Origin of the sequence: Vibrio sp. OPT41 (genome assembly GCF_015163595.1) — a bacterium.
GTDB classification, from domain to species: Bacteria; Pseudomonadota; Gammaproteobacteria; order Enterobacterales; family Vibrionaceae; genus Vibrio; species Vibrio alginolyticus.
Window position 1 is genome coordinate 30,335 of sequence record NZ_JADDYH010000016.1, and the last position, 26,307, is coordinate 56,641.

The 26,307-nt window shown below is 39.0% G+C and carries 23 protein-coding genes; 15 read left to right on the forward strand and 8 right to left on the reverse strand.

The genetic code is table 11. The features are described from left to right. Positions 1–76 precede the first annotated feature (76 nt). The 5 genes from rfaD to IQP38_RS08950 all read right to left on the reverse strand — a co-directional run bounded on the left by rfaD (position 77) and on the right by IQP38_RS08950 (position 5,098). On the reverse strand, positions 77–1,018 hold the full coding sequence (rfaD, locus tag IQP38_RS08930; RefSeq protein WP_005379462.1) for an ADP-glyceromanno-heptose 6-epimerase: 942 nt from the start codon (positions 1,016–1,018) through the stop codon (positions 77–79). 148 nt (positions 1,019–1,166) lie between these two features. Then, a complete protein-coding gene (locus IQP38_RS08935) occupies positions 1,167–3,365 on the reverse strand; it encodes a YjbH domain-containing protein (RefSeq protein ID WP_193837510.1) in 2,199 nt (732 codons plus the stop codon). A gap of 2 nt (positions 3,366–3,367) precedes the next feature. Next, positions 3,368–4,129 carry a capsule biosynthesis GfcC family protein gene (locus tag IQP38_RS08940; RefSeq protein ID WP_193837511.1) on the reverse strand — a complete coding sequence of 254 codons (762 nt, stop codon included), beginning with the start codon at positions 4,127–4,129 and terminating at the stop codon, positions 3,368–3,370. Then, positions 4,126–4,800, reverse strand: coding sequence for a YjbF family lipoprotein (locus IQP38_RS08945; protein ID WP_193837512.1), 675 nt, complete (start codon positions 4,798–4,800; stop codon positions 4,126–4,128). Before IQP38_RS08945 ends, IQP38_RS08940 begins: the two co-directional genes overlap by 4 nt. Positions 4,801–4,873: 73 nt before the next feature. After that, the gene (locus IQP38_RS08950; protein ID WP_020904330.1) at positions 4,874–5,098 is read right to left on the reverse strand and encodes a hypothetical protein; all 225 of its coding nucleotides are present in this window, start codon (positions 5,096–5,098) and stop codon (positions 4,874–4,876) included. A gap of 640 nt (positions 5,099–5,738) precedes the next feature. On the opposite strand from IQP38_RS08950, the gene IQP38_RS08955 reads away from it, so the two are divergent. The 11 genes from IQP38_RS08955 (at position 5,739) to IQP38_RS09005 (ending at position 18,561) form a co-directional block, all read left to right on the forward strand. Continuing rightward, the gene (locus tag IQP38_RS08955) at positions 5,739–6,254 is read left to right on the forward strand and encodes a porin family protein (RefSeq protein ID WP_017634964.1); all 516 of its coding nucleotides are present in this window, start codon (positions 5,739–5,741) and stop codon (positions 6,252–6,254) included. A 66-nt stretch (positions 6,255–6,320) separates the two neighbouring features. After that, on the forward strand, positions 6,321–9,023 hold the full coding sequence (locus IQP38_RS08960) for an SLBB domain-containing protein (protein ID WP_193837513.1): 2,703 nt from the start codon (positions 6,321–6,323) through the stop codon (positions 9,021–9,023). Between the two features lie 174 nt (positions 9,024–9,197). Continuing rightward, positions 9,198–10,187: a Wzz/FepE/Etk N-terminal domain-containing protein gene (locus IQP38_RS08965; protein ID WP_193837514.1), complete on the forward strand. Its 990-nt coding sequence runs from the start codon at positions 9,198–9,200 to the stop codon at positions 10,185–10,187. 51 nt (positions 10,188–10,238) lie between these two features. Then, entirely contained in the window at positions 10,239–11,198 is a 960-nt protein-coding gene (locus IQP38_RS08970; RefSeq protein ID WP_193837515.1) for a nitroreductase family protein, read from the forward strand. Then, positions 11,191–12,222 carry a hypothetical protein gene (locus IQP38_RS08975; RefSeq protein WP_193837516.1) on the forward strand — a complete coding sequence of 344 codons (1,032 nt, stop codon included), beginning with the start codon at positions 11,191–11,193 and terminating at the stop codon, positions 12,220–12,222. The genes IQP38_RS08970 and IQP38_RS08975 overlap by 8 nt, the downstream gene beginning before the upstream one ends. After that, a complete protein-coding gene (locus tag IQP38_RS08980; RefSeq protein WP_193837517.1) occupies positions 12,194–13,393 on the forward strand; it encodes a polysaccharide pyruvyl transferase family protein in 1,200 nt (399 codons plus the stop codon). Before IQP38_RS08975 ends, IQP38_RS08980 begins: the two co-directional genes overlap by 29 nt. Before the next feature lie 34 nt (positions 13,394–13,427). Next, entirely contained in the window at positions 13,428–14,759 is a 1,332-nt protein-coding gene (locus IQP38_RS08985) for a lipopolysaccharide biosynthesis protein (RefSeq protein WP_193837518.1), read from the forward strand. Then, on the forward strand, positions 14,753–15,709 hold the full coding sequence (locus IQP38_RS08990; RefSeq protein WP_193837519.1) for a glycosyltransferase family 2 protein: 957 nt from the start codon (positions 14,753–14,755) through the stop codon (positions 15,707–15,709). Before IQP38_RS08985 ends, IQP38_RS08990 begins: the two co-directional genes overlap by 7 nt. Then, positions 15,706–16,248 carry an acyltransferase gene (locus IQP38_RS08995; RefSeq protein ID WP_193837520.1) on the forward strand — a complete coding sequence of 181 codons (543 nt, stop codon included), beginning with the start codon at positions 15,706–15,708 and terminating at the stop codon, positions 16,246–16,248. Before IQP38_RS08990 ends, IQP38_RS08995 begins: the two co-directional genes overlap by 4 nt. Further along, positions 16,241–17,374, forward strand: a complete 1,134-nt coding sequence (locus IQP38_RS09000) for a glycosyltransferase family 4 protein (RefSeq protein WP_193837521.1) — start codon at positions 16,241–16,243, stop codon at positions 17,372–17,374. Before IQP38_RS08995 ends, IQP38_RS09000 begins: the two co-directional genes overlap by 8 nt. A 56-nt stretch (positions 17,375–17,430) precedes the next feature. Beyond that, on the forward strand, positions 17,431–18,561 hold the full coding sequence (locus IQP38_RS09005; protein ID WP_193837522.1) for a glycosyltransferase family 4 protein: 1,131 nt from the start codon (positions 17,431–17,433) through the stop codon (positions 18,559–18,561). 125 nt (positions 18,562–18,686) lie between these two features. Here the strand turns inward: IQP38_RS09005 and wecA are convergent, their stop codons facing one another. Further along, on the reverse strand, positions 18,687–19,769 hold the full coding sequence (wecA, locus tag IQP38_RS09010) for a UDP-N-acetylglucosamine--undecaprenyl-phosphate N-acetylglucosaminephosphotransferase (protein ID WP_193837523.1): 1,083 nt from the start codon (positions 19,767–19,769) through the stop codon (positions 18,687–18,689). Between the two features lie 184 nt (positions 19,770–19,953). On the opposite strand from wecA, the gene IQP38_RS09015 reads away from it, so the two are divergent. The 3 genes from IQP38_RS09015 to galU all read left to right on the forward strand — a co-directional run bounded on the left by IQP38_RS09015 (position 19,954) and on the right by galU (position 23,124). Then, complete coding sequence (locus IQP38_RS09015; RefSeq protein WP_193837524.1) at positions 19,954–21,120, forward strand: nucleotide sugar dehydrogenase; 1,167 nt, start codon at positions 19,954–19,956, stop codon at positions 21,118–21,120. A 68-nt stretch (positions 21,121–21,188) separates the two neighbouring features. Beyond that, positions 21,189–22,193: an NAD-dependent epimerase gene (locus IQP38_RS09020; protein WP_193837525.1), complete on the forward strand. Its 1,005-nt coding sequence runs from the start codon at positions 21,189–21,191 to the stop codon at positions 22,191–22,193. Positions 22,194–22,245: 52 nt separating this feature from the next. Continuing rightward, positions 22,246–23,124 carry a UTP--glucose-1-phosphate uridylyltransferase GalU gene (gene galU, locus IQP38_RS09025; RefSeq protein WP_193837526.1) on the forward strand — a complete coding sequence of 293 codons (879 nt, stop codon included), beginning with the start codon at positions 22,246–22,248 and terminating at the stop codon, positions 23,122–23,124. Between the two features lie 153 nt (positions 23,125–23,277). Here galU and IQP38_RS09030 read toward each other — a convergent pair whose 3' ends face one another. Further along, positions 23,278–24,627 (reverse strand): MBL fold metallo-hydrolase RNA specificity domain-containing protein, encoded by a 1,350-nt coding sequence (locus tag IQP38_RS09030; protein WP_193837527.1) that lies wholly within the window; start codon positions 24,625–24,627, stop codon positions 23,278–23,280. Positions 24,628–24,918: 291 nt separating this feature from the next. Further along, on the reverse strand, positions 24,919–25,689 hold the full coding sequence (tpiA, locus tag IQP38_RS09035) for a triose-phosphate isomerase (protein WP_005428123.1): 771 nt from the start codon (positions 25,687–25,689) through the stop codon (positions 24,919–24,921). Between the two features lie 269 nt (positions 25,690–25,958). On the opposite strand from tpiA, the gene IQP38_RS09040 reads away from it, so the two are divergent. Next, positions 25,959–26,306 carry a 5-carboxymethyl-2-hydroxymuconate Delta-isomerase gene (locus IQP38_RS09040; protein ID WP_053303354.1) on the forward strand — a complete coding sequence of 116 codons (348 nt, stop codon included), beginning with the start codon at positions 25,959–25,961 and terminating at the stop codon, positions 26,304–26,306. The last annotated feature ends 1 nt before the right edge of the window (position 26,307 follow it).

Here is a 26,307-nt window from a genome sequence, read left to right on the forward strand (position 1 = left end):
AAAGATAGTTAGGAATGATACAGGCTATTGCACTTGAGTAAAGGTGGCAGGTTATGGTTCTACCACCTTGTGGTGCTTAACTGTTTTGGATAGTTAAGTATTCGGCAACGCCTTCTGCAACTGTCTTGAATTCAACATCACAACCTGCGGTGCGCAGTTTGGTCAGATCCGCTTGTGTGAATTCTTGGTAAGCGCCTTTTAGGTGCTCAGGGAATGGGATGGTTTCAATTTGGCCTTTGCCATGATGCTTGATAACTGCTTTTGCTACCTCTTCAAAAGATTCAGCACGGCCAGTACCACAGTTAAAAATGCCTGATACGCCGTTTTCTAAGAACCACAGGTTTACTTTACATACATCACCAACGTAAACGAAGTCGCGTTTGAATGATTCGCTGCCCGCGAACAATTTAGGATTTTCACCTGCGTTAAGTTGGTTGTTTAGGTGGAATGCAACTGATGCCATGCTACCTTTGTGGTCTTCACGTGGGCCATATACGTTGAAGTAGCGGAAGCCGGTGATTTGAGAAAGGGTCTCACCATGTTCTTCAGCATCTTGCCATAGGCGACGAACGTAGTTATCAAACTGCTGTTTCGAGTAACCGTATACATTCAGTGCGCCTTCGTATTCGCGTTCTTCAACGAAAGTCTCTGTATCGCCGTAAGTGGCTGCTGAAGAAGCGTATAGGAATGGAATCTCGCGATCTAAACAGTAATGCAGCAGCTCTTTAGAGTACTCGTAATTGTTTAGCATCATGTACTTACCATCCCACTCAGTCGTTGCAGAGCAAGCACCTTCGTGGAAAATTGCCTCAATCGGACCAAAATCATCGCCCGCCATAATTTGGGTCAGAAAGTCGTCACGATCCATGTAATCTGTGATGTCCAGATCAACTAAGTTCTTAAACTTTTTGCCATTTTTTAGGTTGTCGACAACCAGGATATCGTTAATACCAGCTTCGTTTAGTGCTTTAACAATGTTGCTGCCGATCATGCCAGCGCCACCAGTTACGATGATCATAGAACTTCCACCATAGATTAAAATTTTCTCAGGAATTCTAGCAAGAAACGAAAAGTAGCGCTATTGGAAGCAGGAAGATAGGTTTGAGTCTTCTATGACTTAGTATCTAGATATGAAAAAGGGAGCCTTAGCTCCCTCAAGTAGGCAGTTATTTAGCATTTGACGTATTTGGGCGTTGATACCAAGGGTTACGCTCATCCGTCAGCTCAATCAAGCTGTACTTACGACCTAGCTTCTGACCGCCATCGCGAGTCAATGGTTGCCAGTTAAAGAACGCACGGTTGTTGCTTGGCTTAACGGTCATGATGTCGAATGGAATCGAAATGTAGAAGCCTTTAGTAAAGCTACCTTCACCGAATTCGTCAGCCGACAAATCACTGATTGATGCGAATGCACCTGCAATGACACCACTCTTGAACTGTTTAGATACATTCACTTGTGTACCGATATCACCCGCTAGGAACTGACCAACATCAACTTGAATCATCAAATCTTGTAGGAAATCCCATTGAGGGTAGTAATAACCCGACACAAAACCAGTAAAGCCTTTATCTACAACTTGGAACGGGCGTCCATATTCTGGCACATTTTGCCATTTCTCATCGTAAACACCGAAGTAACTTTGTGGATCACGTTGAGAAATTAAGTTGACGTCAGCGCCAATCGCCCAGTTAGCTCCTTGTGGTCGGTAAAGAAACTCGGTACCCACACCCGCGAACATACTTTCTAGATAACCAGCGTAGAACTGCTGGTCCATGGTATCTGAATACTCTTGGAACCAAGTTAACTGCAGGTTGGACATGGTTACAGCATGTTCATTTTGATAAGCACGGAACATGGTACGTACCCGAGGAATCGAAGTGCCATCCGGTGGGGTTACGTAGTTAAACTTGTCGTAGTTGTTGTACCAATCCCAGTATAGCGAGCCACCAATTTCTAGGTTATCTGTCAGCCAGTAAGAGGCGCTGCCACTTAGACCAACACTGAACAGGTAGAACTCTTCTGGGTTGCCCAAGGTCTGAGCCAGTTTTGGTGAGAAGCCCCAATCAAAGCGCTCAAAACCATCGTAAGCAGGTTTGCCTTGCGGTTTATCACTTGAGGTTGATGTTGCATCTTCGATATTTGGATTGATGTAGTTAACTTCTGCAAAGTCACGGTATTTCTCTTTGGAGATAACCGTTTGATCGCCGATCAGACCACGACTGCGTTCATTGATAGTAAAGGTATCAATGTTGTCTGGCATTTCGTTATAAAGGACTGCCGCCGCTTTTTCATGAGCTTCATTGCGATCACGATACTTTTTCTGCTCGCCGACAACCGAAATGGTATTGTCTTTAACATAGAGTTGGGTATTTTGGTAGCCAGCAATTTTATCCAGCTCCTCGGTAACACGTTCCCAATCTACATCAGACAGTTGCTCTGGTTGCTTGTCTTCAACTTCTGGTGTTGGTGTATCACGCCAGAAAGATGGCATATCATTGAAGTTAGTGTAAAGACTCACGCCAGCAACTAACGTATCTCCGCGCTCGTAGCTCAAGCGCAAATCTGCCATATGTCCTAAACGATATAGAACACCAAAGTTCCAAGGCGTATGAGGTGTCATGTCTACACCACCACGTACCACAGGGAAATCTTCGCTGTAATCGTTGCTGTCGTATTCAAGCTTAAATCGCAGTGGCGCGTGCAAAGTTTGGTACTCGACACCACCAAAGAGTGCAGCAGAACCTTTGAACCAACGTTCAAAATCCACACTACCACCATTACCTTTGTAATCAGAAGGGCGCTCACAGAAACTATCGGACAGCTTACAAGCTGGGTTGCTGATGTTGTCGCGCGTACCTAAGTAGCCCCAGCCCATACCTAAAGTGAAATCAAAGGTACCAAGGTTTGGGTTAGAATAACGTTTTGTCGCAGCAACAAACTCACCATCAAAAAGACCGGTGCCTGCAAAGTCACGCACACCAATCGAAAGCTCTGGCAGGTACTCGGATTCTTCTAACAAGCGAACTTTAAAGTCGATTCCCTTGTCGGTGTACTTGGTATCACCCGAAAAGCTCGGATCGTTACTGTAGAAAAGATCGTTCACCATGGTGTAACGAATGGTCGTTTCTAGCCATGGCATCACTTGCAAAGTCACATTGTAAAATAGGTACTCGTCGCTACCGGTAATAGCAAAGTTAAACTCGCCTTCAGGTGCCATACGACCTGTAGGCATCTGCATTAAGCCGACACCACCAAAGTCCATTTGTGATGGTTGCAATGGCGGCACTTCAAAAGGTATGTCTTGAGCCCACACCAACGCTGGACCCATTAAAGAAAGGGATAAACTGGTTCTGATCAGGTTCATGTTTAGTTCTTCGATGAGGTTGGTTTACGTTGTGCAAGCAGAGCGACAATGTCTTTATCCATTTGTGATTTTTCGAACTCATCAAATGGGATATACACAATGGTAAGTGGCGGCAAGTAATATTGAGTGGTTAACCAACTGCCATGGTGAGGATGAATAACCTTGCCATCCGGGTAAATTAGAATTGGCGGATAGGCGAGCTCACCAATATCACCTGAACGTAGATTATCGACCTGTTCATGCAGAGCGATACCCGCTTGGTTTTCTACCGCGTAGACTTTTTCCAAGTTACCCACATACAACACTTTTTCTTCACGTTTTGGTGCACTTAACGCAAGTTGACCTTGTAAAAGAGGGTTATCAAATTTATCTAGACGGATGCGATCAACATCAATGGCCGACAGCACGCGAGGTGCAAACTGGCTTCGTTGGATAAACTTGTAAAATGGGTGCGCAACTAAATTATGTTGAATCATTTGGTTTAACACCGAATTCTTTAAGGCAGTACTTCTTTGCACTGCTGATTCGGAATTATCAAATAGAGTCACAGCTAAAGGGTATTGCAGGGCGATTTGTTGTTCTTGTGCATGCTTAAGTACGCTCTCTAAACGTGCCGCTTGTTGGAACTGCAATGTTTTGTCCGTTCCGACAAGTTCTATATTGAGCGGTGGTAAGGTGTGATTTTGAGCTTGAACGGTAGTCGGTGTCGCCAGAATCGTTGCCGTTAAACTTAGGCTTAATAAAGATAGCAGTCGCTTATTCATGATTTTCTGTACCCTTTCAGAATCGTCAATTCAACAGGCACCATGTTTGGACCTAAGTGTTGACGTGTTTTCACTACTTCTCCTTTACCGTTTACCCAGTATTGGTTCTCTACAGTTTTTTCTAAGCTGGTAAACGTTACAACCTCGGTATAAACATCAGTAGAGGTAGAAGAAATAGGGGTTATGACGGTTTCTTTACCTTGACGAGAACGTTGGACTTTAGCCGGGAACCCATAACGGTATTTGTCAGCCCAATCGTAAGAAAGAGAATATTGCACAGAGGGCGCTGAGTAGGCAGGAACGTTGCCATAAATACCTGCTAAATTGGTGGTTTGCAAACCAATAGTTTTAACGATATGACCGTTCTCTGTTACTACCATTGCCTTGTCTGCGCTTACCCACTTTAATTGGGTATTACCAGTTAATGGGTTTTGCTCAGCAAAGGCCAACACTACGAAGACCTGTTTTTGGTCACCAATTTTTAAGTAAGCACTGGCATAAGGTACCGCTTCAATCTCTTCTGGCGTTAGTTCAACATCGATGTAGTTACCATAAGCTTCTTGGACGGTAGCGGATACGTCATTGAATTTTTGTGTACAGCCAAAGATTGAGCTCAGTAATGGTAGGGCAATAAGTAAGCGCATCCATTTTTGCGATAGAAGAGTGTTCATCATTCCCTCATTACAAATAAAATCGCCCTGAATAGATCAGGGCGATTGTTTCAATATCTACAACACTAAAAAATTATTTAGTTACTGAAGTAGAAGTAGAAGTAGAAGTAGAAGTAGACGTTGAATCGCTGTCTGACGCTGCAACTGCTACTACAGTTACTGCTGCTGCTGCACCTACTGCTACTGCAGTTGTACCAGTTGCAGATGCTGCTGCTGTACCAGTAGTACCAGCTTCAGTCGCTGCAAATGCAGTTGATGCGCTTAGAGCCATAAGAATAGCTAGAGCTGTGTTCTTCATTATTAATCCTTGTATTTCAGATTTTAAAACATCGATGTTTGGTCTGTTTAGAACATACCATCGTTCATTTTAGTTAAAAAACAATCAGCATGTAAACAGTTTCCTATGTGAATTTGCCTAACGTTAAAGAAAAGTTGTTGCAAGACTGAGAATAGAGAATTGCTTAGGTTTGATAGTTGTACTGAATCAAAATGCGCCTTCGACTGCGTTATTTCCGGTCACCTCTGAATTTACGCAAACGTTCACATTTTTTATTCAATGCATCCGTAGTGGTGTTCTGTTTTAAGCGGCTGGCAGCCAGTGTTTTTCTCATTCGTGAGAATTTACGAACCATAAACGGAAATCTGAGACGTTTTTGCCCCCTTGCCGTTTTGCGCTAATACATGCATAATTTGCCAGCTTTTGTGTTGCGTTTATAAAAGATTGTTTTTTGAACGGTTAGTCGCAAAAGTGAGGCTTAAAAAGAATATTTATATCAATAAACCGAATGGATCGGGAATCAGCGAACAGTGGCTAACGCGTAATGCCGCCGGGCGGTAGCGTGTAAACGCACAAGCGAAATTGACAAAAGTTAACAGACATTCACTGCGCGCGTCGTTCATAATGTGCAGCGGTCAGTCGACACCCAAGGAACACTTACGTGATTAATAAACGACCATGGCTAGGGGCGTTGAGTGCAATCAGCTTAGGCTTGTGCTCATTTTCTGCCTCAGCAGATTTTTATGCTGGTGCGTTAGTAAGTTACTCTAACGCTGAATTTCATCATTCCTCTTCTCCAGTAACCGAGGGAAACCCTTTCCTTCTTCAAGCGCAAGCTGGTTACTTCTTCAATGATTACCTCGCTTTTGAAGCACGTTACGGAACTTCTGTACAACGAGATAGCGGACTTGCACTAGATAGTCTTGCGAGTGGTTTTATTAAGTTGAATATGCCTGTCTCCGAGCGTGTAGCACTTTATGGACTTGCCGGTTATTCTAGTGTCCAGATCGACCAACAAAATGTAGGCTCTAATAAAGATCAAGGTTTTAGCTTTGGCTTGGGTATGCATTATGCTTTGGACAAGCAGAATGCAGTTGTCTTTGAGTTTGTTGATAGCACATCTGAGGACCAGGCACGCTTGAACGCACTTACTCTTGGCTTTCAACACCGATTTTAATTAAAGACCTAGCGCCTAGTTTTGTTGCTAGGATTTTTAACTCCTGACTTTAAATAGCGAATTATCATGCTCAAAGGATATTTCTCGATAGGTGCTTGCATTCTAGCAAGCCTATTTGCGCCGCTTACTAATGCGCAGACTCCAACCCCAGAACAAATTCAGATGTTTCAGAACTTACCAGCAGACCAGCAACAAGCATTAGCGAGTAAGTATGGTATCTCTATTCCTTCCGGCGCTTCTTCTCAGCCAAGTAGTTATCAAAACCCTCAAGTGATTGAGCAACGCCCGGCTGCTAGTAGTGCTATGGAGGCAAAAGCTAACGACTCAGAAGACTCAGAAAAAGGTGAACAAGGTTTAAAGCGTTTTGGTCTAGATTTATTTGCAGGTTCACCGACGACGTTTGCACCAATCAGTGATGTACCTGTGCCTGCTGACTACACGGTAGGAGCTGGTGATGAAATCGTTATCCAACTTTTTGGTAAAGAGAACACAACGCATCGTCTTCGTGTTAATCGTGCAGGCATCATCAACTTCCCTTCCCTTGGTCCTGTTCAAGTGGCCGGCATGACATTCTCTGATGTGCGTGATTCTCTAAACCAGCGAGTAAAAGAGCAAATGATTGGTGTGCGCAGTGACATTTCGCTAGGTGAAATGCGCACCATGCAAGTTTTTGTTATGGGTGATGCCTTCAAGCCAGGAGCTTACACTGTTAGTGCACTAACAACGATCTCTCAAGCCATTTATTACAGTGGTGGTTTTGGTGAGAGTGGCGCATTGCGTAACGTGCAGTTAAAGCGCAATGGTCAGGTGATTCGCAAGCTTGATATGTATGACCTATTGTTGAAAGGCGACGCGCGCAATGATGTTCGACTGTTACCTGGCGATGTCGTCTTCATCGGTGCATTGGGTAACACGATTTCGATTGATGGTGAAGTAAACCGTCCCGCAATCTACGAAATCAAACCAGGTGAAACCTATAAGCAAGCGATTCAAATGGCTGGCGGTTTTACGGCTAACGCTTATAGCGATCAAATCGAAGTGAAGCGTTACGCCACTAAAGGTGCTCGCGATGTATTAACACTGAACTTTAGCCAGTCACATGACCAGCAAACTAAAGTCAAAGATGGTGACGCCGTTAATGTACTGAAGAAGAGTGAAGAACTAACTCGTTACGTGCAAATTGAAGGTGATGTTCGCCATCCCGGCTTTATTGAGTGGAAGAACGGTCTGCGAATCGCAGATTTATTCCAATCTGTTGATACCTCATTTAATTCTACTGCAGATGTAAACTATGCCGTTGTTGTTCGTGAGGTTAACCCACAACGTGACATCGAGGTTTATCAAGTAAATCTTGCGAACGCGATTCTTTCTCCGAGCAGCAAAGATAACCTAAAGCTAAGCTCACGTGACCGAGTGCTGGTATTTAACCGTTTCAACAATGAAGATTTAGATACCCTTGCAGATCAAGATACGGTCACGAAAGCGAAAACGCTTGAGCAAGCACAATTTAAAGCCGAGCTGGATCAACAAAAAGAGCAAGAAGTTATGAGCTCTTCTGTTGCAATATCTTCAGCGACAGGCAATGTGTCGAAGGGGCAATCTTCAACTGAAGAATCAGAACAGCCGAAAATCATATTCCGTGGCAAAGAAATTACCAAAGAAGATTTTGAAGCATTAAAACAAAATACGCGCCGCACGTTACTTGCTCCTGTTCTGCTACAGCTTCAACAGCAATCGCGTTTGGGTTTAGCTCCGCAGATTGCAGAAGTCTTCGGTGAGGTAAAACACCCAGGACGTTACCCAATTACCCCACGTATGACGATTTCTACCTTGATTGAAGCTGCTGGTGGTCTAACTTATGACGCATTCACCATTAACGCCGAGTTAGCTCGTACAGTAATAAACAGTAGAGATGAGCGCGCTTCTATTGATGTTGAGCGTATTGATTTACGCCAAGCTATCAAGGGTAGCTCTGCTGACGATGTCGTTATTGCTGGTCGTGATCGCCTAAACATTCTTGAGAAGCCAAATGTCAAACTGCAAAGCACAGTAACGTTGCAAGGCGAAGTTCGCTTCCCTGGTACTTATACTGTCCGTCAAGGAGAGACCTTAGGCGAGTTACTTGAACGTGCTGGTGGTCTAACCGAATTTGCACATCCGCAAGGGGCTATCTTTACTCGTGAGGCTTTACGCCTTAAAGAGCAAAAGCTATTAAACCAATATGCCGCAGATATGCGAGCAGAAACAGCGAAGAAAACCTTCCGTGCAGACAGCAATATGGCGTCGGTAATCTCAGACCCAGATAAAACATTGAAGTTTGTTGAAGAGGCAAGTCGCAGCAAAGCTCTTGGACGTATGGTAGTACAGCTTAATCGCATTCTTAAAGACGAGCGTTCTGCGGACTTTATGTTAGAAGATGGTGACTTCTTATTTGTACCAACCTTCCGCAATACGGTTTCGATCATGGGTGAAGTTCAAGTTCCAATTACATATCTACTGGATAACAAGCTAGATGTGGATGATTACCTGAACAAAGCTGGTGGCGCGAAAAAACAAGCAGACGAAGACCGTATCTTCGTTGTACGTGCAGACGGCTCGGTTTACAAACCAACGTCAGGTTACTGGTTTGGTAACAACCATGAAGAGCTAAAAGCGGGCGATACTATTGTTGTTCCAATTGATACAGACTACCGCGATGCGTTAAGTACTTGGACGGCTGCAACACAGATTCTTTACCAAACGGGTGTAGCGATCAATGCGTTGAAGTAGAGAGGATGTTTCAACGCGATAATAAAACTCAAAATTATGGCAGCTAGTTAAGTTGCGAAAAGTGTAACTTAACCCACTGTACCATGTCGTTACTTATCCAGTATCAAACTCTAGGCTTTAATGAAACCTAAAGCCTAGAGTTTGGCTACAAGAATTCTAGGACCTTAAATATCAATGGAACCCCAAAAAATTACTGAATATTCTCAATTGACTATACCTCCAGAAGGTGTGGGAAACACTAATGGTGAGTTGAATCTGAATGAGCTACTGAAGGCTATTTGGAGTGGGAAGTGGGTTATTTTACTATCGACACTTATCTTTGCTTTGGGAGCAGTCTTATATTCACTAAGTTTGCCTAATATATATAGAGCTAATGCATTGCTTGCCCCTACAGAAAGTTCCGGTAGTGGCGGACTTTCAAAGATGGCAGGGCAACTTGGAGGGTTAGCTGCTTTAGCTGGTGTAAACCTAGGTGCAAACGAGTCTTCACAAACAGACTTAGCTGTTCAAGTTTTGCAATCTCGTCGATTTGTAGATGCTTTTATCAAAAAGCACGATTTACTTGTACCTTTAATGGCTGCAAAAGACTGGAACTTAAAAAGCAACAAATTGATATTGGATGAGAGAGTATATAACTCTGAAACCCAGCAGTGGTTACGTGAGCCGGAAGGATTAAGGGGAGTGAAACCTAGCTCTCAAGAAGCATTTGACGTGTTCTTGAAAAATGTATTAGTGGTAAACCAAAACAAAGATACTGGTCTATTTAATATTTCGGTAAAATACTACTCTCCTTTTCTCGCTAAACAATGGGTAGATTGGTTGATTGAAGATATTAATGAGGTGATGCGTGAGAGAACGATTAAGGAAACTACACAAAATCTATCATATCTAAATACTCAGCTAGAAAAAACTGCTATTGCTGATATGAGAAGTACGTTCTACAAACTTATAGAAGAACAGACTAAAACTCTAATGTTAGCGGAAGTACAAGAAGAATTTATATTTAAAACAATTGACCCTGCAGTAGTGCCAGAAATTAAAGATTCACCTCAAAGGGCTTTGATCTGTATTCTAATAACAATTATTGGATTTGTACTTGGTCTTGGTATTATATTTGTGAGGTTGTTAATTGCAAAGGATGACATTAATAAAATAAACAACTAGAAAATGTAATTTAACAAATTGGTTTGACTTAATATAAAAAGAGCAGATGTTATGAGAGAGATTTTAAGGGCTTTTAAATATACTTTAAAGTCGATAAGGGTTCATACATATGATTTGATATTATATGTTTCTTCTTCTAATAAGTATCTTAACAATGATAAGTTGACATATATTTATAAACTTAGAAAAGATTTCCACAAAATAGAAAAAGGTCTGACGATGATACCAAGAAGACCTTTCTTTGGCTTCAGAGTTTTAGATAATATAATAGATACTATTGAAAAAATTGATGATAGAAATCATCAAGACGTAATAAGTGCTGTCCATGTGATTGAACATTATATAAGAGAGCATAATAATGACCAAAAATTAATAAAGTACATCGACTTTGTGAGAAAGTTTAATCTTGGGTCTCAGGGTGATAAAGGTGGATATCAAGAAATAAAATTAGAAGAGATATGCACTTCTAATTCGGACTTTAATATATATAAAAATGTAGTGTTAAATAGAAGAACAGTTAGAAGCTTCAGGAAAGAAAAAGTATCACAAATAGATGTGAATGAAGCTGTTAATATAGCTAGACATTCTCCATCCGCATGTAATAGGCAATCGTGGCGAGTTAAAGTCATAGATAGAAAAGAAAAAATAGACGAGATTTTAAAGTTACAAAATGGTAACGACGGTTTTAGAGAGCAAATTTTAAACCTAGCCGTTATAACAGCAGATCTAACATCCTGTATATCACCAGAAGAACGAAAGCAAGTATGGTTTGATAGCGGCCTTTTCTCAATGAATTTTGTTAACTCATTACATGGACTTGGTATTGGTAGTTGTTTCTTGAACTGGTGTGTTGATATAAAAAATGATAAAAAAATAAATAGCTTACTATCACTTGGAAAAGGAGAGGTTGTTACTGTTGTCATAGCATTTGGTTATTACGACGATAGCACTTTAATTTGTACATCTCCAAAGAAAAGCAATGACCAATTAGTTGAGTTTGTTTGTGATTGATATACTTGTACTAATACTGTTTTTTGCAGTCCTATTTTTCTTTTCTAGAACAAAAATATCTTTAATCTATAGTATTGGAGCCGTTCTTTTTTATGGTGGAGTAATTTTACTCTATTTTCATGTGAGTAAGAATGGTGGAAAATTCACTCCTCTTTTTCCTGATGAAAGTACTTATATAAATGGAACTAGCCTTCTTTTATATGCTAAGTTTGTTTCGAGTTTATTTGATGTAACTGGACCTGCTTTTTTCAGGGCTTTGAATTTTTTATCTTATAATATAGCTATGATTATAGTTCTAAATAGGGTGAAAAAAATAGATTATGTCAGTTTGTTTATTGTCTCTTTATTGATTTTTGGTAACTATTGGAACTTCTTTATATTGAAGGAAGGTTTGACTGTATTAGGTATCACATTAATGCTTCTCTCAATTGAGAAACACAAGAAGTTCTTACTATTCATTTCAAGCTTTATATTGGTACTAGCCAGACCTGAAGCTATAGCATTGATAATATATGCCTTTATTTGTTCTCGAGTATATAACACTTCAAAGGCTAAATTTATAATTATTAATGTTATTGCTGCAGCTATAATGATTTACTTTTTTTCGTTAGATATAAGTCAACCTGTAAAACTGAGCTTTATATCAAGGCGAATGGAGGATGTTTATAAAAGTTATGATAAAGAAACACTAGCTGTATCAAATTTGCCGGCTATACAGTTCTTTTTCTCTTCTATATATATCGAAACAGTAGTTGTTAACTTCAAAAGAGCTTTTAGTGTATTCTATAATTCAAAAGGCTTAGCAACGCTATTAGTGTTAATAAATTTTACTGGATTATTTGTTTTCATATTCTCAAAATGGAAAAATAAAGTAAATGTAATCGGATTCTATTTTCTTTTTTGTAATTTAGCGTTAGTACTTTCGCATAACACTTATCGCTATGCCAATGCGATAATTATTCCATATCTATTGATCTACATTTTGGAGAGACACCTTGAAAATACTTATAATGAGAGCAAGTAATACTAAAAACTACGGCTCTTTGATGATGGTTGCTAATTATATCCGAGTATTCAAAAATAAATACCCGAAAAGCACCTTTATTGTTGATAATGTTGAGATTGATGGAGTTGAAAGAATTAAAGCATCTTCTGGTGTAGAAGAAATTGAGAGCTTTCTAGAACTAGGTATTCAATTGAGACCTGACTGCTCAAATGAAAATAGTTTTAATAAACTTATAAAGTATAGTAAATACTCTCTTAGCTTTGGTCGAATGATGAAAGAGATAGGTGTTGATCGCGTTATCCAGCTTGGCGGAGATGATTTTTCTGAGTATTACTCAATAAAAGCCTTATGTATTGAGCTTTTAAAAATAGAAAGCCTTTTAAAAAATAACATCAAAGTCCAACTACTTGGACAAACGATGGGACCATTTTATTCGTGGAGAAAATGGTGGATTAAAAAGCTCTTGAATAAGGTTTCAATTTATTCAAGAGATGAAAATAGTGCTAAGTATCTGATAGAAGAGTTACAACTGGAAAATGTTAAAATTGCGGCAGACTTAGCTTATTTACCATTGTATAAACAAGACACTTCGTATTTTGAAAATTTTCCCGAACATAAACTAGGTAGTTTTAAAGATTACTTTGTTATCGTTCCATCAGGGCTATGGAAGTCTTATACGAGCGATCTTGATTCATATGTTAATTCTTATTTGAGTTTAATTAATCATTTAACCGAACGAGGAGAAAATGTTCTCATTTTATCACATGTTTTAAGTGATACTTCTTCCGATAATAAGATTATAGAAAAAATACAAGAAAGAATTGAACACTCTCCTAAGGTCAAGTTTATTAAAGAAACACTATTACCTGTAGAAGCTAGAGCGCTGATCGCTAAATCAAAATGTGTAGTATCAGGTAGAATGCACGCTTGTGTTTCTGCTTTACAAGTAGGTGTACCTGCCATTCCTCTCTCATATAGTGTAAAGTTTAAGGGAGTTATTGGAGAGCTAAATATTATTGATCGTATCATTGACTCAGTTGGGGATGATTTATGGCGTTTAGACGGTAAAGTTTCACCAATTGTCAATTCAATTTTATCGGAAATTGATAGCTTAGAAAGCACCCATGATAAAACTAGTGTGTTAAGTCAAATCCAAGCGTTAGAACATAAAATATTAACGCAGTTCTAGTAAAGGAGGCCGTAGTTTACGGCCTATTTTATAAATGAAAGCAAGAAACATTTTAACGATAGCTGCAGGTTTGATTTCGAAATTTCTATTGATTATATCTGTTGTTATTATTTCAAGAAATACATCACTGGATTCATTCGGCACCTATGAAATAGCATTGACTTCAATCAACTTACTCTTTCCTTTATTATGTGGAGGTGCAATAGATGGCATATTTCGATTTTGTATAGATAAAGAAGATAAGTCGATAGTTTTTAGTAGGCTATCTCTCTTTGGTCTGGTGTGTTTTTTTGTTCTAGCCCCAATTTCATATTTTGTATTAAGAGTTTATTTTGGGAGCTTATCAATATATTTAATATTACTTGTTTTTTCAAACATTCTTATAGAATTAATCAAACAACTTGAAAAGTCTAATTATAAAGCTTTTGTTGTTACTACGGCGGAGTGTATAAAGAATTTATCTTTCTTAGCGCTTGTTTTTTTATACAGCATGGGGGGGGATAAATTTGGTTTTAAAATTTTAATCTTATATCAACTATTATCTACATTGACTTGTTTATTGTTTTTAGTTATGTATTCCCAAGTTTGGAAGTACATAACTTTTAAGTTAGATGTTATTAAGTTTAATAGAGTGGAGATAAATTATTGTTTATTGATGATGCCAAACACCATTTTATGGTGGGTATTAAATGCTTCAGATAAGTTCATATTAGGTTACTTCATGGGACCTGCATCGGTCGCAATTTATGCTGTTGCTACAAAGTTCCCCTCATTAATTACCGCTCTTAACAGAATTTTTATGCAAATTTGGCATGTTTACGTTGTTGGTAAACAATCAGGAAGTAATAATTCGGGGTGGAAGCCGAATGTTGCGTTGTTAAATGCGGCGTTGGTAATGTTATCTTTGGTTTTTTACTTTTGTTTCGATATTGTTTTCGATTCAAGGTATGATAAAGCGTCCGAATATCTTCAAATTTTACTTATCGGCTCATATTATTCAGTATTGTCTTCTATGATGGGGGGGGTATATATGCGAGAGAAATTAGCCTCTCATGTTTTATTAACCACCCTTATCTCTGCTGTATCTAATATTATTTTGAATTTTATTTTCATACCATACTATGGTGTAATGGCTTGTATAGTATCAACAGTATTCAGTTTGTTTTTATTATTTATCTTGAGGTTGAGATACATTACAAGGAACAAATTAGAAAGTATCGAGTTTTTAAAAAGTCCTATTATTCATGTATGTGTAGTATTCTTCCCGATGTCGTTGATATTTAATATTCATGAAATATCTTTTGTTTTATTTGTTCTATTGTTTTTGATTAATTTCAAGATGTTGAAGGAGAAAATTGCTTGTTAGATATCAGTAATTCCAACACATATTTGGTTTGTGATGTTACCGTCATTATACCTGCCTTTAATGCTGCTAAGTGGATATTAAAAGCACTAGCTAGCATTGAAAATCAGATTTTGAAACCCTCCTCTATTATCATCGTTGATGATGGTTCGACCGACGAAACAAGAAAAATTATCGAATCCTACACAAGTGAAATTACGACTACACTTATCGCTCAGAAAAATAAAGGACCAGCTGCTGCAAGGAACTTAGGAGTTAAGAGCGCCACTACGAAATATGTGGCTTTTTTAGATGCTGATGATGAGTGGGAACTGAACAAACTTGAGACTCAATTTAAATCTATAGATGAAAAATCCTTTTCTACATCAAACTGTTTTTTGATTGATGACAATAGTAAGTTAATTTCCCGTCATATTAATGATTTTGATTATAGTGAGATTTTTCCCTCGATTTTCTTGGGGAAAATATCAATGTTGACACCTGGATTGTTAATTCCTAGAGATGCCTTTATTAAAGTAGGAGGGTTTGATGAAACCCAAAGATATAAAGAAGATCATCTGTTAATATTAGCCTTATTAAGTTCTGGGTTACGAATTAACTACGAAAAAGAGTGTCTTTTTAGTGTGAGAGTCCATGAAGATAGTGGGCGAAATAATTTTGACCCCAAGATAGTTGAGCATTCATTTACGGAATTTAAAAATAAAGCTCTAATTATAAGTCCAAAATTAAAGAAATATGAAAATGAGTTTGATTCGGCACTTTTTTTTATCTTATCCAAAGGATTTTTAGGTAATGATCGCCTTAACTGCTTTAAGTACGCTTGTCGCTCCTTTTCAAGGAAAGTTTCACTTAAAGGCTTTGTTATGATTCTTATCTCGACTTTTCCTGTAAATAAAAAATCTTTAGTGAATTTCAAAAGGAAGATAATGAGCATGAAAAGAGGTTTTAAATGATTTTACTTGCCTATCGAAAATTCATGAAAATATTATTAACTATTTTTTATAAAATTGTCTATTTTAGAAAATTAAAAGTTAATCCTTTTAAATCTTACCTTCATGGATTCATATCGATAAAAAGTGGTAGCTTTTTTGTTAGTAATGGGTTTAGAAATAAAAGAAATGTGAATATATCAATTGATGGTGGAAGCCTAACTTTAGGTAAAAATGTGTTTTTTAATAACGATGTTTCCATTAATTGTCGTGAAATGATAAATATAGGTGACAATTCGTTATTAGGTGAAGGGGTGAAAATATATGACCATGACCATTCAATTTCGGATCCATCTTTATTAATTCGTAATCAAGGCTTCAAAACTAAGCCTGTTAATATTGGGAAAAATGTTTGGCTGGGTTCGAATGTCATTATACTTAAAGGTGTTTCTATCGGTGATAACTCTGTTATAGCTGCCGGATCTATTGTAACTAAAGATATTGATGAAAATTGTATTTATATTCAAAAAAGAAATTCTATAGTGATTAATCGTTATGTGTAGTAAAAAAATACTGTTTTTTGACTCTTATTCTGATGCTTCAGGAGGTGCTCCTAGAAGCATGTTAGATCTTGCGACCCTTTTAAAGAATGAAGGTGACTCTGTTGGCATAATATCTTCAAATAAAGGTTCTTTAGCGGATTTGTCAGAAAAAAATAATATTGACTTCAATTGTATCGGAGTGCCTTCTCCCCTTTTAGTAAGAAGAGGTAATCAAAAGAAAAACATAAAATTCTTATTTCTTTATTTATTGTCATTGATGTTGACCTGGGTTAAATGTTTGATTATTTATCCTAAAATAAAAAATCACATTGTATGTTTTAACGATATTCGTTGTTTTTTATTTTTCCTTCCTATTAGTCTTTTGAGTCGGAATCGTTTAGTTTGGTATGTGCGTATTAATGACCGAGTTAATTTTGTAACACCTTTAGCGATAAGGCTTTCAAAAAAGATTATTTTAATATCATCATCTTGTTATGATATCTTTACGAATGAAGAGTTGACTAAGTATAAACACAAAACGAGTATTGTTCATACTGGATTTTCTATTCCTAAGAATATTTTTTTTGAAAAAAAGAAAAAAATATTGATTGGTTTTGTTGGTGTTCTTTCAAAAAGAAAAAATATCGAGTTGTTAATTGCATCTATTAATTGTTTACCTGTTATTTATCGAAATAAGGTTAAAGTAATTGTAGTAGGCGCATCGAAAAATGATGAAAAAGAGTATGAATTAAGTGTTAAAGACTTAGTCAAGAAGTACTCTTTAGAAGAACAATTTGAATTCGTCGGTCATCAAAATGATGTAGGAAGTTATTATAAACAATTTGACGTTGTCGCTATGACATCCTTTTCCGAAGGTTTACCTAGAACTTTAATTGAAGGGTTATCTCATGGTTGTTATGTTATCAGTACTTTAGTCGATGGTGTTGAGGATATTATAACAAACTCAGAACTTGGTACCATTACTCATGGTTATTGTGAAAAAGATTTCTCAAATGCAATTTGTTTATATGCAGACAATAGGGATAATTTCATTGAACAGAGAGGGTTGAGGGTTGATTATATAAAATCAAACTTCTCAAAAAGTGCATTTTTGAATGGATTTAAATATGTCGTAAAACACATTTGAGTATTAATTGTTTTATCTTTCTATTTTCTTTATGTTTGCATTCTAATGGTTATCAAATGTTTAATGTTGCAATTACTGCTAATACTAGTTGGTATCTTTATAATTTTCGGAAAAACACGATTCTGGCATTGTTAGAAAACGGGTATAATGTAGTCGCTGTTGCTCCAGAAGATTCTTATTCTTCAAAGCTTTCCGAGCTTGGGTGTAAATTTGTTAATATAGATATAGATCAAGGTGGTACTAATCCATTCAGGGATTTAAAAACTCTCTTCCAGTTTTATTATATCTATCAAGCAAATAGTATTGATTGCGTACTTAACTTTACTCCGAAGAATAATATTTATAGTACTTTTTCTGCGTCTTTTTTGAATGTGCCAAGTATAAATAATATTGCAGGACTTGGAGTGTTGTTTATTAACGAAACATTACCATCTAAAATTGCAAGACTTTTATATAAAATTAGTCAAAGAAAAGCATCTAAAATATTTTTCCAAAATGAGGAAGATAGAAAGTTATTCTTGGATAATAATTACGCAAAGGCTTCTGTCACCGAGCGACTTCCTGGTTCTGGAGTTGATTTGTCTCGTTTTAAATATTCCCCATCAGAAAATGACGGAGTTATACGTTTTCTGCTTATAGCTAGAATGCTTTATGATAAAGGTATCGAGCATTATGTGGAGGCAGCACGTCAGTTAAAGCTTATTTATGGAGATTCCGTGGAATTTTGCTTATTAGGTTTTTTAGACGTGAGTAATCCTTCTGCTGTTTCCAAAGAGGAGATGGATTCATGGGTTAATGAAGGAGTTGTTAAGTACCTTGGAACATCTGATAATGTTGAAACCGAAATATCTAAAGTAGATTGTATGGTTTTACCTTCATTTTACAGAGAAGGTGTACCTAAGTCATTACTTGAAGCTGGCGCAATGGGAAAACCTATAGTCACAACTGATAATGTTGGTTGTCGAGAAACAGTCGATAATGGTATAAATGGGTATATTTGTATGCCTAGATCTACTGAAAGTTTAGTAAATTCACTGGAGAAAATAATTAATAAAACCCATGAAGAAAGGCTTTTGATGGGGCGGGCTAGTAGAGATAAAATGTCTAAAGAATTTGATGAAAAGATTGTGGTTGAACAGTACTTAAAAGCTGTCGAAGACTGTTTTTTATCCTGTCAGTCAATGTGAGCGAATTTATATACTTTATCATAAGATTATTTTTAAATAGCCACCTTCGTAAGAGATGGCTATTTAAATTTGCCTCAACTTAAAAATTTGTTGCTTTATTTATATAAAGGATATTATCTCTAGCATCATAATAGTTCATGTTCTTTATTCTGACCTGTCTTTCCTAATTTATTTCTTAATAACCTTGTTATTCTCCATATGTAAGAGAGAATCAGGGCATAAGTAGCAAAGCAACCTATAAATAAACCAAACATAGTTGACTCAGGAATATTGGCGCTTTCCCCATAAATACCAAAAGCAGCAAATATAATTGCTATCGTGCATATTGCAACTAATGTTTGTCGAGAACTTAAGCCAAGACGTTGAAAAATATGATGCAAGTGTTCTCTGTCTGGTTTGAAAGGGGAGTCGCCTCGCCTGATTCTGCGAATCATTATTGCGGTCATGTCCATTAACGGAAGAGCAATTAGCCAAAGTGCTGTTACTGGTCGCATCAAGGGGGTTGACTGGTCAGTCTGACTGACGCCAAGAAGTAGCCAGATAACTGTAAAGCCAATCATCATGCTTCCAGCATCCCCCATAAATATCTTTCGTTCTCGTCCTAAAATACCAAGATTCATGAAAATATAAGGTAACATAGCGACAATAATAACTACGCATAAATACGCTGCGCCGTGCTGACTATCAACCTGTAGTAAATAAGCTAGAGCACCTAAGGTAACTATAGATAGCCCACCCAATAACCCATCAATCCCATCGACCATATTAAATGCATTAATCGCCCCAATTACGGCTGCGATTGTAACGAAACTGCCAAGCCAACCAAGTGAAATTGGTCCTAGTCCAAACATGTCGCCAAGACTATGTAGCTCTAGTCCAGCAACTTTCATCATAACCACAGATAAAACTGCTTGAACCCCCATACGGATCTTAAAGTTAAGATCGAACTTGTCATCAATTGCACCTACTACAGTTAAAGCAGAGATAGATAACAAATACAACCAGCTGTATTCGATAATTTCAGGCTTAAAAGTTAGGTATTGTGCTAAAACCAAGCATATTGATATGCCTCCAACGAGTGGAACGGCACCATTATGCAGTTTTCTTGAGTTGGGTTTGTCTACTAATCCAACTCTTTTTGCTACTTTACGCATAAGGAATAGCGTCGCAAATGATGAGAAAAAAACGAAACTGAGTTCTAAGAACATAAAAAGCCAACTTTATTGTGTATAATCGAGTGATTTTAGCCCAACTTCTAGCTTGGAAAAAGTTGTAATGTAGAAAAACTAAATATTGTTATTGGCTCGTCGCTCTTATGGGGGGGCTAGAACAATAGCGTAATGGTTGTGGGTTTGATATTATCCGGCACAAAAATAAATGAAGGATTAATCCATGAAAATTGCAGTTGCTGGGACCGGCTATGTTGGGCTGTCTAATGCCATGTTGTTAGCTCAAAATCACGAGGTGGTCGCTTTAGATATCATTTCTAAGAAGGTTGATTTACTGAACCAACGTAAGTCACCGATTGTTGATACCGAAATTGAACACTTTTTAGCGCATAAAGAGCTAAATTTTGTTGCAACAACGGATAAGCAGAAAGCTTACCAAAATGCAGAATACGTTGTTATCGCAACCCCTACAGATTATGATCCGCAAACTAATTACTTTAATACATCTTCTGTTGAAGCGGTGATTAAAGATGTTATGTCAATTAACCCTGAAGCAGTGATGGTGATTAAGTCAACTGTTCCTGTTGGCTATACAGCTCGAATCAAAGAAGAGTTGGGGTGTGAGAACGTAATTTTTTCTCCAGAGTTTCTTCGAGAAGGCAAAGCGCTTTATGATAACCTTCACCCATCCCGTATCATTGTGGGTGAACGCAGTGAACGTGCGGAAGAATTTGCTAGCTTGCTAGTGGAAGGGGCAGTAAAAGACGATATTCAAGTTCTTTTTACTGACTCTACAGAAGCTGAAGCAGTAAAACTGTTTTCAAACACCTACCTTGCAATGCGTGTTGCGTACTTTAATGAGCTGGATTCTTACGCAGAAGCTCACGGTTTAGATGCTCGTCAGATCATTGAAGGTGTCGGTTTAGATCCTCGCATTGGTAGTCATTACAACAACCCATCTTTCGGTTACGGCGGCTACTGCTTACCAAAAGATACCAAACAGCTTTTAGCAAACTATCAAGAAGTTCCGAACAATATTATTGGTGCTATCGTTGATGCTAACCGTACGCGAAAAGACTTTATCGCAGATTCAATCATTAGACGTCAGCCAAAAGTAGTAGGCGTGTATCGTTTGATCATGAAAGCTGGCTCAGACAACTTCCGTGCATCTTCAATTCAAGGCATTATGAAGCGTATTAAAGCAAAGGGTATAGAAGTTGTCGTTTATGAACCTGTGCTTCAAGAAGCTGAGTTTTTCCATTCACGTGTTGTGAAAGATCTGAATGAATTCAAAAAATGTTCGGATGTGATTATCTCTAACCGTATGGTCGAAGAGTTAGCAGATGTAGCTGAAAAAGTTTATACACGCGATCTATTTGGTAGTGACTAACCTCACACTTGATTAAGTTAAGCCAGTCTTGTTTGACTGGCTTTTGTTTCTTTAGGAATCGGTTAATTATGAAATACTTAGTAACTGGTGCTGCTGGTTTTATTGGTAGTGCAACAGCAGAGAAGCTAAATGCTGCAGGGCATGAAGTAGTGGGTATCGATAATCTAAATGATTACTACGATGTGAATTTGAAACATGCTCGACTCGCTCGTATTGAAAATCCACTGTTCAAATTTGTAAGTGTGGATATTGCAGATCGTGACGCGATGGAGAGGCTGTTTGCGACTGAGAAGTTTGATCGCGTTATCCATTTGGCTGCCCAAGCTGGAGTACGTTATTCACTAGAAAACCCACATGCTTATGCGGACTCAAACTTAGTTGGGCATCTCAATATTCTTGAGGGATGCCGTCAAAACAAAGTAAGCCATCTGGTATATGCGTCTTCGAGCTCAGTGTATGGGCTTAATGCAAAAGTTCCTTTTGCTACTTCAGATAGTGTTGACCATCCAGTATCACTTTATGCAGCAACGAAAAAGTCTAACGAGTTAATGGCTCATAGCTATTCTCATCTGTATGACATCCCAACAACAGGATTGCGCTTTTTCACAGTGTATGGTTCTTGGGGGCGTCCGGACATGGCCCCATTTATTTTCACTAAGAAAATTCTTGATGGCGATACTATCGATATCAATAATAATGGTGATATGTGGAGAGACTTCACCCATGTAGATGATATTGTTGAAGGTGTAGTTCGTATTGCAGACGTCTTACCAACTCGAAATGAAAGCTGGACTGTAGAATCTGGAACTCCAGCAAGCAGTTCTGCTCCATATTCGGTTTATAACATTGGTCATGGCTCTCCTATCAACTTGATGGACTTCGTTAAAGCGATTGAAGATGAGCTTGGTATAGAAGCGAAGAAAAACTTCCGCGAAATGCAGCCTGGGGATGTTTATCAAACTTATGCTGATACAGAAGATCTATTTACCGCTACTGGTTACAAACCAAGAGTAACAGTTAAAGAAGGCGTTGCAGAGTTTGTTTCTTGGTATAAAGAATTCTATAACAAGTAATACAAAACGAGGCGAAAGCCTCGTTTTTATGTCTAGCTAGGTATAAATCACAATGATTAAAAAATGTCTTTTCCCTGCAGCGGGTTACGGTACTCGTTTTCTACCTGCAACAAAATCTATGCCGAAAGAAATGATGCCGGTAGTTAACAAGCCATTGATTGAATATGGTGTTGAAGAAGCGATTGAAGCTGGCATGAATGGCATGTGCATTGTCACTGGTCGTGGCAAACACTCTTTGATGGACCACTTCGATAAAAACTATGAGTTGGAACATCAAATTTCAGGAACAAGCAAAGAAGCACTGTTGGACGATATCCGTTCTTTGATTGATTCAGCGAGTTACACATATATCCGTCAACGTGAGATGAAAGGTCTTGGGCATGCTATCTTGACTGGTCGTGAGTTGGTGGGTGATGAATCATTTGCTGTTGTACTAGCAGATGACCTCTGTGTGAATGAAGAGCAGGGCGTATTAGCGCAGATGGTTGAGCTGTACAAGCAGTTCCGTTGCTCAATTGTTGCGGTTCAAGAAGTACCAGAAATTGAAACCCATAAATACGGTGTGATCGCAGGTGAGATGATCAAAGATGACATCTTCCGAATCGACAATATGGTAGAAAAGCCAGAACCAGGCACAGCACCAAGTAATTTAGCAATTATTGGTCGCTATATCTTAACGCCAGATATTTTTGAGCTTATCGAAAATACAGAACCAGGCAAAGGTGGAGAAATCCAAATCACTGACGCATTGATGCAACAAGCGCAATCTGGTTGTGTGATTGCTTACAAATTTAAAGGTCAGCGTTTTGACTGCGGCAGTGTAGAAGGTTACATCGAGGCGACAAACTACTGCTACGAGAACCTATACAAAAAAGCGTCTAGTGCTGAGCTTGCTAAAACACCAACCGTAAAGGTTGCTGAACCAGTATAGTTGTTCAGGCTCGCTACCAATGTGCTTTAACATGGCTTTCTGACGTACAAAGCTTAGTTAAAGCACGTTGATATTCAAATTCTTATGCTGTTTTTACTGATTAACAATAAGTAAGAACTAGGTTGTATCGTTCTAATGTCGGCTGATATTAGTTTAATAAACCACCTCAATTCCTTCTGCTTCCAACTTCTCTCCTAACTCTTTTTTTGCTTCTTTCTCTCCATGTATCAAATGCACGGCTTTTGGTTGTGTTGGAATCCCAGTAACAAACTTCAATAAATCGCTTTGGTCTGCATGTGCAGAATATCCAGAGATGGTATGGATCTGCGCGTTGGCTTCGATTGGTTGGTTATCGATATCCACCGTGTGGCTGCCTGATTGGATTTCTTGACCTAAGGTTCCTTGCGCTTGATAGCCCGCAAACAACACATCATTTCTTCCGTCTGGCAAGAGTGCTTTTAAGTAATTGACGATTCTTCCTCCTTCGCACATACCGGATGCCGCGACGACAATTGCAGGCTCATCGGTGGAGGCTAGTCGATTCACTAATGCTTGATGTTCTCGATGGTTTTCTACAGTAATGCATTGTTCAAAAGCGAGGGGATGACGATGATTGTTGAGCTTGTGCTTTGCTTCTTTTCCCCACAGTTTTTTGAAACGGCGGTAGGTCTTCGTGACTCTTTTCGCAAGCGGTGAGTCTAGGATAATTGGCAAAGAAGACGACAAGTCGCGTTGGTGAATCAGCTGTTCAATATCGAATAACAGTTCCTGCGTACGTCCTACGCTGAAAGCTGGGATCAGAATTACACCACCGTCTTGCAGTGCGTGATCGATAATGGCGTTCAAGCGCTCAGTTCGAGTTGCAATGTCTTCATGCTCTTTGTTGCCGTATGTGGACTCGATGAACAAATAGTCGGCACGCTTTGGCGGCTTTGGATCGGGTAAGAGCGGGGTATTGGACGGACCTAGATCGCCGGAAAATACGATGATTTCATGATTGGGGAGTTTGAATTCCACGTAAGCGGAACCAAGAATGTGCCCCGCAGGCTGAAAGCGCAGGTAACATTGTTTACCAAGTGGCAGCCATTGTTGGTAGTCATGGGGTCTTAGCTGTTTTTTAATAACATTGAGGACTTGTTGACGCTGGTGGAAGTTCAAACCCAGTTGCAGCTTTAGTCCGTCTTCTAACATGAGCGGTACCAGTTCGGCTGTTGCTTTGGTGCAGTAGATGGAGCCTTTAAATCCAGCAGCCAGTAACCAAGGTAGGCGTCCGATATGGTCGATATGAGCATGGGTGAGGACTAATGCTTTGATGTGTTTAACCGGAAACTCAATATCCAATGATGCCCTACGGTTGCCAAAATGGATGTCTTTGCCTTGGAAGAGTCCGCAATCGATCAAGATGCTGCCGTGTGGCAGTTGCAATTCATGACAAGAGCCAGTGACGGTATGTTTCCCGCCATGGTGAATCACACTTGCGATGTCTGATATTGGGGTTGTCATGTCGATTGCTCCTCCTTGAACAAGCATAGGTAACTATAAATCCAGAGGGCAGGGTAAGTGAATAGAGTTCGTTGGTTGGATGGAATTAAGTAGGAATAATCGGAAGTGCGATTGGGTTCTTTGTTTTGATGTAAGGCGTTTTTCGTTACTTAACTTTCGGTTTTACACATGTGGTAATTAGATTCCTGATGTCGCTTGGGCTCCTCGGAATGATAGACTGACTAGATCGTAAGCAAACAAAAAGGGATGCGTGATGCATCCCTTTTTGTTTCTGCTTAGTAAAAAGCGAAATTAAGCTTTAGCTGCTGCCGCTGCTTTAGCGATAGCTACGAAGCTCTTAGCGTCTAGAGAAGCGCCGCCAACTAGAGCACCGTCGATGTCAGGTTGTGAGAAGTAAGCTTCTGCGTTTTCTGGTTTAACAGAACCGCCGTATTGGATGATTACTTGTGCTGCAACTGCTTCGTCTTTCGCTGCGATTAGTGCGCGGATAGAAGCGTGGATGCGTTGTGCATCTTCAGCTGTTGCTGCTTTACCAGTACCGATAGCCCAGATTGGTTCGTAAGCGATGATTGCGCCGTTTAGAGCTTCAACACCGTAAGTGTCGATAACTGCGTTGATTTGACGTGCACATACTGCTTCAGTTTCGCCAGCTTCGTTTTGAGCTTCAGATTCACCGATACAGAAAACAGGCGTTAGGCCGTTTTCTTTTAGGAAGTTGAATTTCTTCGCGATAAACTCGTCAGATTCGTTGTGGTATTCACGACGCTCTGAGTGACCGATGATGATGTGAGAAGCACCGAAGTCTTTCAGCATTTCTGGAGACATGTCGCCAGTGAAAGCACCGCTGTTGTTTAGATCAGTGTTTTGTGCACCTAGGATAACTTTGTTACCGCCTTCAGCGATTACGCGCTCTGCTAGATCGATGTAAAGAGCTGGTGGAGCTACTGCTACGTCTACACCTTCAACGCCTTCAAGCTCAGCGTTAATACCTGTTAGTAGCTCAGTTACCATTGCTTTGCTACCGTTTAGTTTCCAGTTACCCATCACTACAGGACGACGCATAGGAATATCTCCCTTATTTTTAATGTAAATAGTCTATTAATGTAAAAAATCTACGTAGGAATATAACAGAATAATGTGAACAGATCATGATTGGCGTCATGTCTTATTCGGCTTTCTTCATCTGGTCGGTGCTGCATTTGTTCTGTTATTTTTGTCAAAAGCAATCGATTGGTGATCGCGTAGACAGAATGATAGTCCATTCCTCGGAAATTGCCGCTTAGATTGGTATTACTACGCGCTGGAATTAATTGTTGTAGAAAGGAATCAAAATGCCAAATCTCGTTTTAGAGTATTCAAACTCGGTGGAGGAACGCGTCAATGTTCAGGGGTTGCTGGAGGATTTACATAAAACGGCGTTAGAAAGTGGCCTTTTTGAACTCGCGTCAGTGAAATCTAGAACGCTCCGGTGCCACAATTGGTTAATAGGAGAGGAGGGTGATAGCCTCGACTTTATCCATATCAACTTTGATTTGTTATCTGGTCGCTCCCAAGAACAAAAGCGAGAACTGTCACGATCCTTGATGGCGACACTTCAAGAGCAAGCCAGTCACGTGCACAGTTTAACGGTCAATATCAGAGACATGGATATAGATAGCTTCCAAAAGGTAGTGAACTAGG

What these genes read in the sequence shown, in the direction of transcription:
- rfaD (WP_005379462.1), bottom strand. Translation starts at nt 1,018, where the DNA reads ATGATCATCGTAACTGGTGGCGCTGGCATGATCGGCAGCAACATTGTT.
- IQP38_RS08935 (WP_193837510.1), bottom strand. Translation starts at nt 3,365, where the DNA reads ATGAACCTGATCAGAACCAGTTTATCCCTTTCTTTAATGGGTCCAGCG.
- IQP38_RS08940 (WP_193837511.1), bottom strand. Translation starts at nt 4,129, where the DNA reads ATGAATAAGCGACTGCTATCTTTATTAAGCCTAAGTTTAACGGCAACG.
- IQP38_RS08945 (WP_193837512.1), bottom strand. Translation starts at nt 4,800, where the DNA reads ATGAACACTCTTCTATCGCAAAAATGGATGCGCTTACTTATTGCCCTA.
- IQP38_RS08950 (WP_020904330.1), bottom strand. Translation starts at nt 5,098, where the DNA reads ATGAAGAACACAGCTCTAGCTATTCTTATGGCTCTAAGCGCATCAACT.
- IQP38_RS08960 (WP_193837513.1), top strand. Translation starts at nt 6,321, where the DNA reads ATGCTCAAAGGATATTTCTCGATAGGTGCTTGCATTCTAGCAAGCCTA.
- IQP38_RS08965 (WP_193837514.1), top strand. Translation starts at nt 9,198, where the DNA reads ATGGAACCCCAAAAAATTACTGAATATTCTCAATTGACTATACCTCCA.
- IQP38_RS08970 (WP_193837515.1), top strand. Translation starts at nt 10,239, where the DNA reads ATGAGAGAGATTTTAAGGGCTTTTAAATATACTTTAAAGTCGATAAGG.
- IQP38_RS08985 (WP_193837518.1), top strand. Translation starts at nt 13,428, where the DNA reads ATGAAAGCAAGAAACATTTTAACGATAGCTGCAGGTTTGATTTCGAAA.
- IQP38_RS08995 (WP_193837520.1), top strand. Translation starts at nt 15,706, where the DNA reads ATGATTTTACTTGCCTATCGAAAATTCATGAAAATATTATTAACTATT.
- IQP38_RS09000 (WP_193837521.1), top strand. Translation starts at nt 16,241, where the DNA reads ATGTGTAGTAAAAAAATACTGTTTTTTGACTCTTATTCTGATGCTTCA.
- IQP38_RS09005 (WP_193837522.1), top strand. Translation starts at nt 17,431, where the DNA reads ATGTTTAATGTTGCAATTACTGCTAATACTAGTTGGTATCTTTATAAT.
- wecA (WP_193837523.1), bottom strand. Translation starts at nt 19,769, where the DNA reads ATGTTCTTAGAACTCAGTTTCGTTTTTTTCTCATCATTTGCGACGCTA.
- IQP38_RS09015 (WP_193837524.1), top strand. Translation starts at nt 19,954, where the DNA reads ATGAAAATTGCAGTTGCTGGGACCGGCTATGTTGGGCTGTCTAATGCC.
- IQP38_RS09020 (WP_193837525.1), top strand. Translation starts at nt 21,189, where the DNA reads ATGAAATACTTAGTAACTGGTGCTGCTGGTTTTATTGGTAGTGCAACA.
- galU (WP_193837526.1), top strand. Translation starts at nt 22,246, where the DNA reads ATGATTAAAAAATGTCTTTTCCCTGCAGCGGGTTACGGTACTCGTTTT.
- IQP38_RS09030 (WP_193837527.1), bottom strand. Translation starts at nt 24,627, where the DNA reads ATGACAACCCCAATATCAGACATCGCAAGTGTGATTCACCATGGCGGG.
- tpiA (WP_005428123.1), bottom strand. Translation starts at nt 25,689, where the DNA reads ATGCGTCGTCCTGTAGTGATGGGTAACTGGAAACTAAACGGTAGCAAA.
- IQP38_RS09040 (WP_053303354.1), top strand. Translation starts at nt 25,959, where the DNA reads ATGCCAAATCTCGTTTTAGAGTATTCAAACTCGGTGGAGGAACGCGTC.